Source organism: Mucilaginibacter segetis, assembly GCF_016522075.1.
GTDB classification, from domain to species: Bacteria; Bacteroidota; Bacteroidia; order Sphingobacteriales; family Sphingobacteriaceae; genus Mucilaginibacter; species Mucilaginibacter segetis.
The window spans coordinates 63,006-77,436 of the sequence record NZ_JAEHFW010000004.1 but is presented as its reverse complement, the minus strand read 5'-3'; the positions used below and the strand labels follow the sequence as shown (position 1 = coordinate 77,436).

Below are 14,431 nucleotides of genomic sequence, written 5' to 3'. Positions count from 1 at the left end.
AGCTGAAAGCTGCAATTATAAATATAATATAATTTATGTGTGTAATTTTATTCATTTGTAAATAAGTACAAAAATGACCGCAACTAACAAACCCTTTTCTACAACGAATATTACCGATTTCCGTTCAGTTGCGCGTGCACTAACTATTGTAGAGAATAACCTTTCAGGGGCCGGGGCAATGCTGAGATCATTGGTATATAAAAATGTGCCGGTAACCGGTATTACCGGGCCGCCCGGTGCAGGCAAAAGCACTTTGGTAAATGCAGTAATAAGCGAATTGCTGGCAAAAGGTAAAAAAATCGCCGTTTTAGCTGTTGATCCCACTTCGCCCTTCAATTTCGGATCCTTATTAGGAGACCGTATTCGCATGGCTTCGCATTTTAATCACCCCGATGTTTTTATCCGGTCAATAGCCACTCGCGGCTCTCTGGGTGGATTATCAGCCAAAACCATAGAAATGACGGATGTGCTGCGTGCTTCCGGTTTCGATCATATTATAATTGAAACGGTAGGCGTTGGCCAGTCAGAAGTAGAGATTGCCGGGCTTGCTGATACCACGCTGGTAATGCTGGTACCTGAGGCGGGCGACGAGATTCAGAATATAAAATCGGGCCTGATGGAAATTGCAGATGCATTTATAGTAAATAAGGCTGATCGTGAAGGCGCCGATCTCTTTATTAATAATCTCAGAAAAATAATTTTACAGGATAAAAGGGATACGCCGCCTATTTTTAAAACCGTCGCATCAAAAAACGAAGGGATAACCGAGCTGAGTAATTTTATTACGGAACAACCCACCAAAAACAGAAACAGGCACGAAGTACTGCTTACGCAAAAGGCTTATCACCTTATCCAACAAAAACGTATGGCTGGTATCGATAAAAAAAAGCTTCAGCAAGAAATTGCCAAAGCTTTAACTGAGCCGGGATTTAACCTGTATACCTTTGTAGAAACGTATAATTAATTCATTATTTCTTCTATATGATCGGCTTCTACAGGAATATCAGCCATCAAATCAACGTTTCCATCCTTAGTTATCAGTATGTCGTTCTCTATACGTATACCTAAGCCTTCTTCCGGAATATATATACCGGGTTCGCAGGTAAGTATGTTTCCCACCTCGAATTTTTTATACCTGCTTGCATAATCGTGAACATCTAATCCTAAATGATGCGAAGTACCATGCATAAAGTATTTTTTATACAAAGGCATTTTAGGATCCTGCTTTTCAACTTCGTGTTTCTTCAATAATCCAAGGTCAATAAGTTCACCCGTCATTATCCTGCCAACTTCCTCGTGGTACTCGTTCCATACCGCACCGGCAACTATTAACTTTATGGATGCCCGTATTACCCTTAACACAGCATTATATACATCGCGCTGGCGTTTGGTAAAGCGGCCGTTTACCGGTATGGACCTGCTCATGTCCGCATTATAATTAGCATATTCCGCCCCAAAATCAAAAAGTATCACATCCCCGTCCTTGCAAACCTGATTATTATCTACATAATGCAGCACATTCGCGTTAGCGCCCGATGCTATGATAGGGCTATAGGCGTGACCGGTACCACGCTGTTTTATAAATTCATGGATAATCTCTGCTTCTATCTCGTATTCGGCTACACCGGGTTTTACAAATTTAAGTACCCGTATAAAAGCATCGCGTGTTATTTCACAAGCTTTTTTAGTGAGCTCAACTTCAATATCCGATTTAATTACACGCAGATCTCTTAATATAGGTGCCGATCTCTCATAATGATGTAAGGGGTATTTTTGTCTTAAACTTTCAAATAATCTAATATCGCGGTAAGGAACTGTGTGCGCATAACGGTCATTTTCATTTGTATTGATATAAATATGCTCAGCGTAGTTTACAATACTGTGCAAAATAGTGTCATAATCATCAAGCCAGTAAATATTTTGAATACCCGAAGCCTTTCTCGCCTCCTCCTTGGTGTATTTATGTCCCTCCCAAATTGCAATATGTTCACTGGTTTGTCTTAAAAATAGTACTTCTTTGTATAGCTGATTAGGACAATCCGGGTATAAAACCAGTATACTTTGCTCCTGATCAATGCCAGAAAGATAAAAAAAGTCAGGATTTTGCTTAAATAGAAAGGATTGATCACCATTTCGGGGAAATTCGTCATTTGAGTGGAATATGGCTATAGAATTAGCTTTTAATCGGGAAACGAAATTTTTTCTATTATTTGTAAATAACGCCTCATTAACAGGTAGATATTTCATAATTATAAAATATATATTTTAATAAAAACAATTTATTTTTATTATTTGTAGTAGATATTAGAAATTTTGGAACAGAGTTTGGTATTCGTTTCAAACATAATTACTAATTTTGAAAAAAATCACAATTAAATCGTTTAATCTTAAAACTATGAATTATTCTACATTAAAGAAATCAGTAGCATTATCATTTGTTTCTTTGATGACCGTTGGATTGGTTAACGCCCAAGACATGTCATCAGATTCAACTATGATGTCTTCTGGAACATCTACAGCCAAGGTATTTGGCGGTAGAGGACAGTACAAAACATTTAGCATCGGAATCAATGGTGGTGTAACTTCACCTACCTTGGCGACTGGTGGTTCAAATGACTACAATCACAAAGAAATCTCTTACGGCTATGGTGTATCTTTAAGATCACAACTGGCTCACTCATTTGGTTTACAATTGGATTTCCATGGCGGACGTGTTAAAGGTAACACTGCTGATGCAAACGGCGATGTAATACCTAACGCTGCTTCTTACCAAACTGATTTTTATTCAGGTACTTTGAGCGGTATTGTTAACGTTGCTACTATCGACTTTATCCGTCGTAAAAATGCAGTTAACTTCTTCGTTACTGCAGGTGCCGGTTTAATTTTCTACCAACCATCAGGTATCACTCCAAGTGGTGCTCCATTTGATTATGCTAACTATACTGATCCTACAGACGGTAGCACAAGCACTAATCACTATGCTAAAGAATTAGTTATACCAGTAGGTGCAGGTGTTAAATTCAGACTGAGCGATGCGGTTGCATTAAACTTAGGTTACACCCAAAACTTTATTGATGGTGATAACTTTGACGGTTTACACACCGGTTACCCAACTAAAGATCACTACTCTTACGGTTACGCTGGTTTAGAATTCACTTTAGGTTCAAAATCAAAACCGAACCTGGATTGGGTAAACCCGGTTGCTATGATGTATGATGAATTATATGATGCAGCTTTACGTCAGGAAGTTGAAGCTCTTAAAGGCCGTGTTACTAACGTTGAAAACGCTGTAACTGATCTTAAGAAAGATTCTGATGGTGACGGTGTATCTGATCAGTTTGACAAATGCCCTAACACTCCTGCAGGTAGCGTAGTTGATGGTTCTGGTTGCGTTATCGTATTCCCTACTCCTGAGCCTGCTGCTGCAACAGGTGCTGCATACTCTAACATTCAGTTTGAATTTGACAGTTCAGTATTAAGAACTTCATCTTACCCAATCTTAGATGCTACTTCTGCTGACTTAAGGTCAACTGGTAAAACTGTTGAGATTGATGGTTATGCTTCATCTGAAGGTACTGCTGCTTACAACATGTCTTTATCAAAAGATCGTGCTAACTCAGTAAAAACTTACTTAGTTAATTCAGGTGTATCTGCAAGCAACTTAAAAGTTAAAGGTTACGGTGAAACTAATCCGATAGCTGATAACTCAACTGAAGAAGGTCGCGTGCTTAACCGTCGTGTTTCTTTCAAACAGATGTAATATTTAACAATAATATTGTTGAGAAAGCCCCGGATAACCCGGGGCTTTTCTTTTTTTTATTAAATTTGTGTAATGTATTTTTTCAGAAAAAAAGATCCCACCAGGCCTACAAGTTTCAATCTTAAGGTTATGCATGTTATAAATGCTATTGCAATAAGCATGTTTTTGCTGGGCATTATCTGGAAACTTATTGACTGGTTTATATTAAAAAAATGAAAACTATTATAAATACAAACAATGCACCTGCGCCTATTGGACCATATAGTCAGGCAGTTTTAGCCGGCAATCTGCTTTTCATTTCAGGTCAGATACCACTCGATGCCAAAACCGGCGAATTGACATTAACTGACATTGCGGCAGAGACAAAAAAGGTAATGGAAAATTTAAAGGCAATATTAACAGAAGCTGGATGCGGCTTTGAACATATTATAAAAACTTCCATATTTTTAACTGATATGCAAAGTTTTGCACAGGTGAATGAAGTGTATGGTTCTTATTTTACTGATAATTTTCCCGCTCGCGAAACTGTACAGGTTTCTGCATTGCCTAAAAACGTAAATGTGGAAATTTCCGCAATTGCATTAAAGCCCTGATATTATAAAGAGTTGAATAACCGGCATTTTCAAACACCTATTGAATATCTGAAAGGTGTAGGCGTCTCAAGAGCTGAGGTGCTGAAAAAGGAACTGCAAATATTCAATTTTGAAGATCTTCTAAAACATTTCCCGTATAAGTATATAGATCGTACGAGATTCTATAAAATAAAGAATCTGAATGCAGACATGCCCCACGTACAGGTGCTTGCCCGTTTAACTTCTTATGAAATAATCGGCGAAAAACGCACCAAACGTTTAGTTGCACAAGCCAATGATGAAACAGGTACTATTGAATTGGTGTGGTTTCAGGGCATCAAATGGGTTGAAAAATCTATTATTAAAGGCAAGGTTTATATAATTTTTGGAAAACCGGGCTTTTTTAACGGTAAAGCCCAAATGCCGCATCCTGAAATGGAGCTATATACACCGGCAAATGTAAAGCGAAATGGCAACCTCACCTTACAGCCCGCTTACAATTCAACCGAGAAATTAAAGCAATATTCCTTAGATAGTAAGGGGTTGCAAAAGTTAGTTGCCTCGCTGCTGGAGCAGCACTTAAAAGATATTCACGAAAATTTACCCCAATATATTTTAAACAAATTTAAACTTACGGATAGGGCAACCAGCTACCGGAACATTCATTTTCCGGAAAACGCAACGGTCCTGCATGAGGCGCGCTATCGCTTAAAATTTGAAGAGTTATTTTTTTTACAACTCAAGCTCCTTAAAAACAAATTACTCCGCACTCAAAAATTTAAAGGCAATATTTTTGAAACAGTTGGCCATTACTTTAATGATTTTTACCATAACAGGCTACCGTTTGAATTAACCAACGCACAAAAACGTGTTTTAAAGGAAATACGTTTAGATACGCAGCGGGGTGTCCAGATGAATCGGTTATTGCAAGGCGATGTAGGCAGCGGTAAAACCGTAGTAGCTTTAATGAGCATGCTGATAGCTATTGACAATGGTTTTCAAACCTGCATTATGGCGCCTACAGAAATTTTGGCAAATCAGCATTACCACACTATAAAAAACCTGATTGATGATACGTTTATACCTGTAGCATTACTAACGGGGTCGGTATCTAAAAAAGCCCGGAAAGTGATACATGAGCAACTCGAAGATGGCAGCCTTAAAATACTTATAGGAACACATGCTTTAATCGAAGATAAGGTTCAGTATAAAAACCTGGGTTTTGTAGTGATTGATGAGCAGCATCGTTTCGGGGTTGAACAGCGCGCAAAGCTTTGGCGAAAGAACACTGTGCCTCCTCATATTTTGGTAATGACGGCCACCCCCATCCCCCGCACACTGGCCATGACCTTATACGGCGATCTGGATGTTTCGGTAATTGATGAACTGCCAGCCGGCAGAAAACCCATACAAACCGTACATTACTTTGAAAATCAGCGCTTACGCATGTTCGGTTTTATGAAGCAGGAGATCGCTAAGGGCCGCCAAATATATGTTGTATATCCGCTGATAAATGAAAGCGAGAAGCTCGATCTGAAGAATCTGATGGATGGTATAAATACCATGTCACATGAATTTCCACTGCCGCAATACCGGATAAGTATAGTACACGGAAAAATGACTGCAGCAGAAAAAGATTTTGAGATGCAGCGTTTTATAAAAGGTGAAACACATATTATGGTGGCAACTACGGTGATCGAGGTTGGCGTTAACGTGCCAAATGCATCGGTAATGATCATTGAGAATGCCGAGCGCTTCGGGCTTTCGCAGCTACACCAGCTAAGAGGCCGTGTTGGGCGCGGAGCTGATCAATCTTATTGCATACTAATGAGCGGGCAAAAGCTTAGTCACGACGGCAGGATACGGTTAAATACAATGGTTAAAACCAACAATGGCTTCGAAATAGCAGAAATTGATATGCAGCTACGCGGGCCGGGTAATATTGAAGGCACCCAGCAAAGCGGTATACTCGATCTGAAAGTTGCTGACCTTACTACTGATCAGGAAATATTATCACAAGCACGTAGCTGTGTAGAGGATATATTTGAGAAAGATCCGCTTTTGGCTTTGCCGGAGCATCAGGTGTTGAACCTGGCTTTTCAGGCAAAAACCGACGGACTGAGCTGGGATAAAATATCATGATGGTATTTTACACACCAAATATTACATTTGTTTAAACAAGCATCAGCATGAAAAAAATTCTACTTCTTTTTACACTCGCCCTAAGTATCACCGGCGTTCAGGCACAGGATTCCTTAATGTTGCGGAAATTATATGACGAAGCTTTGGTCAACGGTAAATGCTATGAAAATTTACGCTATTTGTGTAAAAGCATAGGCCCCAGATTAAGCGGATCGGCAGGTGCGCAAAAGGCTGTGGAATGGAGCAAAATGTTAATGGACAGTTACGGCTTTGATAAGGTTTACTTACAAGAGGTTATGGTGCCGCATTGGGTAAGGGGCAAAAAAGAAGAAGGTTATATTATAGATGGTAATAATAAAATACCTGTAGCCATAACCGCCCTCGGCATGTCAGTGGCTACTCCTAAGGAAGGCATAACCGCCAATGTAATAGAAGTAAAAAGCCTTAAAGAACTGGACAGTTTAGGCGAAGATGTTATAAAAGGGAAAATAGTGTTTTTTAACCGCCCGTTCGATCCCAGGTTTATTGAGACAGGGCAGGCTTATGGCACAGCAGGTGACCAACGATTTATGGGGCCGCCCGCCGCTGCAAAATATGGAGCCGTAGGTGTTATTGTACGTTCATTAACAGAAAGCATCGACAACTATCCGCATACTGGGACAACCGCTTACGATGCGGCAGGGAAAAACATACCGGCCGCTGCTATATCCACTATAGCAGCAAACACACTTAGCAGTATGCTCAAACTTCGGAAACTGCCATTAATAAAATTCTACTTCAAGCAAAATTGCCAGCTTTTACCGGACGCAAAATCATATAATGTAGTTGGAGAAATTACAGGCACCCAAAATCCCAATAAGTTTATAACCGTAGGCGGACACCTGGACTCCTGGGACCTTGCAGAAGGGGCACATGATGACGGCACCGGAGTTATGCAATCTGTAGAGGTATTAAGAATTTTTAAAGCCATCGGTTATCGTCCTAAAAACTCTATACGTGCTGTATTTTTTATGAATGAAGAAAACGGACATAAAGGCGGTACTAAATATGCAGAACTGGCGGCTCAAAACAAAGAAGAACACATAGCCGCTATTGAGACAGACGAAGGTGGCTTTACCCCCCGTGGATTTAGTTTTCAGGGCGTTTCGGGTAGTTTTTTAAAGGAATTAAATAAAAGCTGGAAACATCTTTTTGAACCATACGAGGCCGATCGTTTGGTAGCAGGCGGGGGTGGTACCGATATAGGCCCTTTAAAAGAAACTATACCATCGGTGGTATTGATTGGCTACCGACCTGATTCGCAACGCTATTTTGACATCCATCACACCCCTAATGATGTTTTCGAGAATGTAAATAAGCGTGAATTGGAATTAGGAGCAGCTACTATAGCCGGACTTGTCTATCTAATAGATCAGCATAACTTAAGTTTTTAATTTAGCGATAATATATTTTGCGCCACCAATACGCAATTGTAAATTGCACGCTCAATAACATCTGAAATAAGTGCCGGAAGATGAACAAATAACACCGCAGGTAGATTCATTTGCGGCCCTCAGGTATAAAGATTTTCGCTCATATATAGGCGTACGTTTTTTCTTCACGTTTGCTTATCAAATGCAGGCGGTTATTATCGGCTTTTACATTTATCAGCTTACAAAAAGCGCATTTGCCTTAGGCATAGTTGGCTTATGCGAAGCTATACCCGCTGTTGGCATAGCCTTATATGGCGGCTACATCGCCGATAAATCAGAGAAGCGGAAAATGCTTTTGTTAATTTTCACCGGTGTTTTCTTTTCATCATTTGTGATGTTCCTGGTTACATTAAAAGGTGCAGGGCAATACATCCACATAAGCTGGATAGTACCCATAATTTACGCAATGATATTTTTGAACGGCGTTGCACGTGCTTTTTACGGGCCGGCTACCTTCGTGATCTATACCCAAAGTATCCCGAAAAAACTTTACCCTAATGCAAGCACCTGGAGTAGTTCAAGCTGGCAGATCGCGTCAATTTTAGGCCCTGCCGCAGGAGGCTTGATCTATGGATTTTATGGTATAACCATAACATTTATAGTTATACTATTATTTCTGGCTATTTCACTGATATTAATTTACTTACTGCGATCATACCCCCCGGTATTTGTACCAAAAGAAAGTATTTGGAAGAGCCTGTCGGAAGGGATACATTTTGTTGTTCATAACAAAATGATGATAGGTGCCATGAGCCTTGACCTGTTTTCGGTATTTTTTGGAGGAGCAGTGGCGCTGCTGCCGGTTTTTGCTAACGAGATCTTAAAAGTAGGAGCCGAAGGTTTGGGCATTATGCGGGCAACATCATCATTGGGTGCAGTATTAACCATGCTGGCAATGTCACGTTTTTCCCCCATGGGCAGGCCCTGGCGCAACTTACTCATAGCAGTAACAGGCTTTGGCTTATCAATTATCAGTTTTGGTTTATCGCGCAGTTTTTATTTATCGCTTGTATTCTTATTTACCGAGGGCGCTTTTGACAGCGTAAGTGTAATTATACGTGGAACAATAATGCAATTACTTACACCCGATCATATGCGTGGCCGGGTATCAGCCGTAAACTCTATGTTTATTGGTTCATCTAATGAGATTGGCGCTTTTGAATCGGGTACAGCTGCAAGGCTTATAGGCACCGTACCCGCCGTTGTTTTTGGCGGGAGCATGACACTGATGATAGTAACTATTACCTACCTGAAAACTAAAAAATTGATTCCGGTAACTTTAAATCAGATTCACCCTCCTGAAATTTGAACTAATGGGTGTTAACATGCTGTTACTTTTAATTTCGTATTAAAATATTGATTTTAAAAACATTGCGTTTAATAAATTATTATCTTTATTACGTTTTAGGCTAATAATTAACAGTAACAATAATTCCCCTTTTAAATTGAAATCGAAACGTGTAGAAAAAACATGCAGGGCCGCCTTCCTGATATACCTTTTCACGTTTTCCTTAATTCCAATCACCTTTTCTCAGAATATTAATAACCATTCAAAACTTTTCGACTATTTAAAAAATACACCTCCCGCTGACAGGGTTTCTTCTGCACGAAAATTATACAAAATAACATGCCGGAAAATGACAGAGGCAAATGCGATGAGCGCTCTTAATGAGCTGGAATCCGTTGCTAAAAGCTTGAATGACCTTCCGTTACAGTGTGCTGTTTTTGATATGCGGGCTGATTATTATTCGGTAAACAAAGGGTTTAATAAATTAAGCACGTGGTATCATGACCAAGCTATTAATTTTGCTATTAAAAAAGACCTGCCGCTGCTAATCGGCATTTATGAACAAAGCAAAGCGCTATATCTTTTTAATTACAAACAAAACATTCCTGCCTGCAAGTATTTTTTACTTGCGCAGGAACAATTCAGGGAAATAGGGTATAAAAACGTGCCGAATATTGACGTGCTTTTTTCCCAGGCCGCTGATTTTTATTATGCACTTGGTGACTATGAGAACGCCCGTATAAATTTGAAAAATGCACTGCTCTTTACAGCTGCCCACTCGTCAGACCGGATCAATTTAATAAATACCATTGGCCTCACTTATCGTAATATCAATGCCTATGCAACAGCACTGCGCTACTTTAACGATGCATTAAAAATCGCTAAAGCAAAGCATGACAGTGTTTGGATAGCTATAACTACAGGTAACATCGGGTCGGTATATTTTATGCAGCATCAATATCTCAAAGCTCTTCCATTGGTTGAACTTGATTACCGCGAGTCATTAAAATACGACCAGTCGCTAAACGCAGCCATAGCACTGTTACGGCTGGTAAAAATAAGTATAGTCTATAAGAATTTCACCAAAGCTGCTACCCAACTTGAATCAGCCGGTAATTTGATAAAAAATTTAAAAGACGATGCATTATCGCTGAGGGTAGAACTCTATAACCTGAACGCATTATTAAGTGAACAACAGGGCAATTTTGCACAATCATTAGTATACCTCAAAAAGTACGATACCCTTAAAGATAGTTTATCCCGGCGCGATAATATAGCGGGAATTGAAAGGGTAAGATTAAAATGGGAAGTTGAAAAAAACAACCTGCTGTTAAAAAGGCTGCGAACCAAAACAGAAATAAGAGTTTACAAAAGGAATACGGTAATTATTGTTCTTTCCCTTTTAATAATTATAAGCATATTACTTTATAACAGGCAACGGTTAAAGGGTAAAAAGGATAAGGCATTGCTTGCTGCAGAAAAGCTGCGTGTAGACGAAGACTTATATAAGGCAAATATGGAGTTACAGGTTTATACAGAGAACCTGATGCAAAGCAATCGATTGATAGATACATTTAAATCTGAGATTGAAAAACTGCAATTAAAAACTACCGATGAAATAATTGCACTGCAGTTAACAGCAATGATGCAAGCCCACATCATGACCGACGATAACTGGGAGAAATTTAAAACGTTGTTCTCAAATGTATATCCTGCATTTTTTTATAACCTCAGAAAAAATTACCCTCAGCTCACAGCTACAGATACCAGATTACTTACCCTGGTTAAACTTAATCTTAACAATAAGGAAATGGCAGGTATGCTGGGCATAACTACCGATGGCGTAAAAAAATCTAAACAACGCTTACGCAAAAAATTAAATCTTAATAATGGGGAAGAGTTGGAAACCGTTGTGTTTTCACTATAATAATTTAAATAATTCTTTTGTCCTGTTTTTGTCCACCCCAAAAACAATATTTACCACTTATCTTTTTTCATATTTGAATTAAATAACTAAAAGTTAATCATTTAAGCAAATTTTACTCCAGATGGAAAGATATTGTGCGTATTATATAATAACATGTATATTTATGTACTAAAGGATAACATTTTAATGCTATGCGCATTAAAGCAGCAAAACTTTAACTATAGCAACTCATTTTTTGATACAGCTTTAAGTTATAGTAAACAAATAAAATATCCGAGTTTTCTGAATGCACGTTTAGTAAATAAGGATATTCCGGTAAAAGGTAAATAGGCTCGGAATACAGCCGACTGCATGCACCTCAAACTAAACACCTTTTATCTTTCTTTAAATAGTTCTTTTTAGTAAGATAATGATAGATCATTTAAGATTTGCGTAAGAAAAAACCCGTAGGTAAGCGGACTACTAAACGCTTAACTATACCCCCATATAGCTAATTAATTTAATTGTTAAAGTTTACAACCGACCCCAAGATGGAAACAAAAAAACAAAAGAAGAAATGCCCTCATTGCCAGAGAGGAGTACTAGCCCACCGTGCGCCCAGACCGGTACTAATGAAAGCTACTTTATTTTGGTTACCTATTAAACGTTACGAATGTAATAGCTGTTACAAAAAAACCTATATATATGGCTCCGTATGGGAAGATGTTGTTGTAACAGACGCTAATAATAAGGGCAATGCCGGCAAGCAGGTTCGTCAGCAAAATGCCTGACGAGGCATGTTCAATTTGCTGTTAAAATTATCGTCCCGCGGTTAGGGTAGGCCTGATACAGGATATATTTACCTTTACTATCACTAATAGTGCTAAAGGTTTTTACATTTTTGCCTTCCGTAACTTTTACGTTTACCCATTTTTCAGGCACATAGGTCTTTAAAGTGAGCGGAATATTATACCATGTTTTATTAAGCGGACAAGTTAAATTCACAGTTATGCTATTTGCTTTTGGCGTAGCTTGCACCTTTGCGCTTTGTCGCTCGCGCATATATTTTGTTACATCGCCAAAAGTAGCCACCCATAGTTTGTCTTCCCGCTTTTTAATGTAACTAAAGTAAGCATCAAGCTCCTGATGAGTAAGTGCCTCCCAGCCTATGCCGTCAACTCCGTGAAAGGTAAGCACCAGCCATGTATTATTTTTGTTCAGGGTAGTATCAACCCAGGTCTCCATCATAGCTAAGGGCGTTTTTGTAGTAGCCCCTCTTTGAAATTGGATATACGCTTTATCTGTATTTCCGGGATTGCTGCGGTTCGACCGGCTTATTTCCTTTAGCCAGGGTTCGGGCATCCTGTTCCGTAAAGCCGGATAAACCTTGTGCGCGTAGCTCATTACCCGCTCATTTTCGGTTCCAAAAGGCCCCTCCGCAGAGAATGTGTATTGCTGGCCTAATTGTTTTAAAATATCAAGCCTGCTGTTCTTTAGCTCGTACAACATATTAGCTTCATCTAACACAGCCAAACGCGGATGTGTTATCATGTGGCTTGCAAATTCATGTCCCTGCGCCGCGTATTTGCGTATATCATTCCAGGTAGTACCATGCGCATCTTTATATTCATCGTTGTGCTGAATCCCCGGCTTAAAATCGCCATTACGCACTTTTGTGTAGCATTCATCAATTACCTTATAAGCTTCAGCCGTTTTCCCCGCATCAACAAGTTCACCAGCTTTGTAATGGTAGTCTAACGGACCTATCAAACCTAAATAGCCCGCCGCTGATGCCCGTTCATAAAAGTTACTGCTATCCGTAGGAATAGTTGCTGTTTCTCTGATGATATCTTTAACGGGTCTGCCAATAAACTTACCCTTATACATCGACCCCGGAATTTGCCCGGTAATAATAAAGAATGTAGCCGGAAACCCTAACCGGTTAAGTATAGGCACTGCCTTTTTAAACTGATTAATAGAGCCATCATCAAATGTTATAGATACGGCGCCGTTGCGATCATACTGCCAGCGTGTTATTTGTGTTTGTCCATATATGGGTATTACGAAAAAAAACAACGGTATTGCGCAAACTACAATAGAGATAAATAACTTTTTCATCAGGTTATATTGGTTCAACTTATGCTAATATACCAATACCTCAGGGCAATTGTAAAACGTTTCTGTAAATGGATGCTTACTTTTTTAAAAATCACGTATTAATACGTATTTTTTTTATGTATTTGATTATATAGGTTTACAGCAATCTAAACCTTATCAATACCTATGAAAGGTGTACCCCTAAAAGGGTGCACCTTATTTTATTTTTTCAAGATAATTCCTTTACAGTAAGCTAATATTTCAGCAATACAGCGATGTTATGTTTGCATCAAATAATTTACGATGCAAACAGGAAACGTTTCCCTTAAGCACCTGAAATTAATCTCACTTATCATACTGATCAACATCAGCCTTAAAGCAAACTCCCAAAATATCACACTTGTAAATGGCTTTGCTCATAATGACTACTGGCATGAAAGGCCATTATATGATGCTCTTGACAATGGATTCACGAATATAGAGGCCGATATCTATCTCAGAAACGGAAGACTGATCGTTGCACACATCCTGCCAATTTTTAATCAGCAAAAAGAATTGGAGAGTATGTACTTAAAGCCTTTAGCTGATTGTATCTCGGGTAAAAATCCGGAAATTATCTGCCCCTCCTATCCTATAACCTTAATGATAGATATTAAATCAGACGCAGATAAAACCTACAGGGCTTTAGAGGTTCTGCTAAAAAAATATGCGGCAATGATTTCAGGTTATGAGAGCGGACGTTTTATCCAGAGGGAAATAACTATAGTTATAACGGGCCATAAACCCTACAATATCATTAAAAAACAAAAAAGTCGCCTGGCATTTATTGATGAAGATCTGATGCAGGCAGGCAGGGATACGCTTTAAAAATATGTTTATCAAACAGCCAGTTGCAAATATTCCAAAATATTAAAATGGACGGGCGACGGAAAACTGCCTCAACAACAAAAAGACAGACTATGTAAATATGTGGCTTTAGCTCATAAATTTGGCAAAAGGGTAAGATTATGGGCTTCTCCGGAAAACACCGCCGTATGGAAAGAGTTGTTAAGTTGTGGTGTTGACTTGATAAATACAGATAAATTGGCAGAGCTGAAAAAATTTTTACTGGATGATATTTATGAATATGCAAAATTAGACTGATACCCGCCTTTTAACTATTTAGAACCTATCCAAATAACATTTGCGCAAACA

The 14,431-nt window shown here is 39.0% G+C and carries 13 protein-coding genes; 11 read left to right on the top strand and 2 right to left on the bottom strand.

Going from position 1 to position 14,431, the window contains the following annotated elements; all coding sequences use genetic code 11:
* Positions 1 to 73: 73 nt before the first annotated feature.
* Positions 74 to 964: a methylmalonyl Co-A mutase-associated GTPase MeaB gene (gene meaB, locus I5M19_RS18055; RefSeq protein WP_200067777.1), complete on the top strand. Its 891-nt coding sequence runs from the start codon at positions 74 to 76 to the stop codon at positions 962 to 964.
* Here meaB and I5M19_RS18050 read toward each other — a convergent pair.
* Positions 961 to 2,247 (bottom strand): aminopeptidase P family protein, encoded by a 1,287-nt coding sequence (locus tag I5M19_RS18050; RefSeq protein ID WP_200067776.1) that lies wholly within the window; start codon positions 2,245 to 2,247, stop codon positions 961 to 963. The two genes, meaB and I5M19_RS18050, sit on opposite strands and share 4 nt — an antisense overlap.
* A gap of 109 nt (positions 2,248 to 2,356) precedes the next feature.
* On the opposite strand from I5M19_RS18050, the gene I5M19_RS18045 reads away from it, so the two are divergent.
* The 8 genes from I5M19_RS18045 (at position 2,357) to I5M19_RS18560 (ending at position 11,931) form a co-directional block, all read left to right on the top strand.
* Positions 2,357 to 3,760, top strand: a complete 1,404-nt coding sequence (locus tag I5M19_RS18045) for an OmpA family protein (RefSeq protein WP_317193249.1) — start codon at positions 2,357 to 2,359, stop codon at positions 3,758 to 3,760.
* Positions 3,761 to 3,832: 72 nt separating this feature from the next.
* On the top strand, positions 3,833 to 3,976 hold the full coding sequence (locus I5M19_RS18825) for a DUF6728 family protein (RefSeq protein WP_317193248.1): 144 nt from the start codon (positions 3,833 to 3,835) through the stop codon (positions 3,974 to 3,976).
* On the top strand, positions 3,973 to 4,353 hold the full coding sequence (locus tag I5M19_RS18040) for a RidA family protein (RefSeq protein WP_200067775.1): 381 nt from the start codon (positions 3,973 to 3,975) through the stop codon (positions 4,351 to 4,353). The genes I5M19_RS18825 and I5M19_RS18040 overlap by 4 nt, the downstream gene beginning before the upstream one ends.
* A 12-nt stretch (positions 4,354 to 4,365) precedes the next feature.
* Positions 4,366 to 6,474, top strand: a complete 2,109-nt coding sequence (recG, locus tag I5M19_RS18035) for an ATP-dependent DNA helicase RecG (protein WP_200067774.1) — start codon at positions 4,366 to 4,368, stop codon at positions 6,472 to 6,474.
* A gap of 47 nt (positions 6,475 to 6,521) precedes the next feature.
* Complete coding sequence (locus I5M19_RS18030; protein WP_200067773.1) at positions 6,522 to 7,907, top strand: M20/M25/M40 family metallo-hydrolase; 1,386 nt, start codon at positions 6,522 to 6,524, stop codon at positions 7,905 to 7,907.
* A 70-nt stretch (positions 7,908 to 7,977) separates the two neighbouring features.
* Positions 7,978 to 9,255, top strand: coding sequence for an MFS transporter (locus I5M19_RS18025; protein WP_200067772.1), 1,278 nt, complete (start codon positions 7,978 to 7,980; stop codon positions 9,253 to 9,255).
* Between the two features lie 328 nt (positions 9,256 to 9,583).
* On the top strand, positions 9,584 to 11,161 hold the full coding sequence (locus I5M19_RS18020; RefSeq protein ID WP_200067771.1) for a tetratricopeptide repeat protein: 1,578 nt from the start codon (positions 9,584 to 9,586) through the stop codon (positions 11,159 to 11,161).
* Between the two features lie 611 nt (positions 11,162 to 11,772).
* Positions 11,773 to 11,931 carry a hypothetical protein gene (locus tag I5M19_RS18560; RefSeq protein ID WP_214653089.1) on the top strand — a complete coding sequence of 53 codons (159 nt, stop codon included), beginning with the start codon at positions 11,773 to 11,775 and terminating at the stop codon, positions 11,929 to 11,931.
* A gap of 10 nt (positions 11,932 to 11,941) precedes the next feature.
* On the opposite strand, the gene I5M19_RS18010 is transcribed toward I5M19_RS18560, so the two are convergent.
* The gene (locus I5M19_RS18010) at positions 11,942 to 13,258 is read right to left on the bottom strand and encodes a polysaccharide deacetylase family protein (protein ID WP_200067769.1); all 1,317 of its coding nucleotides are present in this window, start codon (positions 13,256 to 13,258) and stop codon (positions 11,942 to 11,944) included.
* A 282-nt stretch (positions 13,259 to 13,540) separates the two neighbouring features.
* Between I5M19_RS18010 and I5M19_RS18005 the strand changes: the two genes are divergently transcribed.
* On the top strand, positions 13,541 to 14,104 hold the full coding sequence (locus I5M19_RS18005) for a PI-PLC domain-containing protein (RefSeq protein ID WP_235985887.1): 564 nt from the start codon (positions 13,541 to 13,543) through the stop codon (positions 14,102 to 14,104).
* 102 nt (positions 14,105 to 14,206) lie between these two features.
* Positions 14,207 to 14,380, top strand: coding sequence for a hypothetical protein (locus tag I5M19_RS18670; protein WP_317193247.1), 174 nt, complete (start codon positions 14,207 to 14,209; stop codon positions 14,378 to 14,380).
* Positions 14,381 to 14,431: the final 51 nt, after the last annotated feature.

What these genes read in the sequence shown, in the direction of transcription:
- meaB (WP_200067777.1), top strand. Translation starts at nt 74, where the DNA reads ATGACCGCAACTAACAAACCCTTTTCTACAACGAATATTACCGATTTC.
- I5M19_RS18050 (WP_200067776.1), bottom strand. Translation starts at nt 2,247, where the DNA reads ATGAAATATCTACCTGTTAATGAGGCGTTATTTACAAATAATAGAAAA.
- I5M19_RS18825 (WP_317193248.1), top strand. Translation starts at nt 3,833, where the DNA reads ATGTATTTTTTCAGAAAAAAAGATCCCACCAGGCCTACAAGTTTCAAT.
- I5M19_RS18040 (WP_200067775.1), top strand. Translation starts at nt 3,973, where the DNA reads ATGAAAACTATTATAAATACAAACAATGCACCTGCGCCTATTGGACCA.
- I5M19_RS18030 (WP_200067773.1), top strand. Translation starts at nt 6,522, where the DNA reads ATGAAAAAAATTCTACTTCTTTTTACACTCGCCCTAAGTATCACCGGC.
- I5M19_RS18020 (WP_200067771.1), top strand. Translation starts at nt 9,584, where the DNA reads ATGACAGAGGCAAATGCGATGAGCGCTCTTAATGAGCTGGAATCCGTT.
- I5M19_RS18560 (WP_214653089.1), top strand. Translation starts at nt 11,773, where the DNA reads ATGAAAGCTACTTTATTTTGGTTACCTATTAAACGTTACGAATGTAAT.
- I5M19_RS18010 (WP_200067769.1), bottom strand. Translation starts at nt 13,258, where the DNA reads ATGAAAAAGTTATTTATCTCTATTGTAGTTTGCGCAATACCGTTGTTT.
- I5M19_RS18005 (WP_235985887.1), top strand. Translation starts at nt 13,541, where the DNA reads ATGCAAACAGGAAACGTTTCCCTTAAGCACCTGAAATTAATCTCACTT.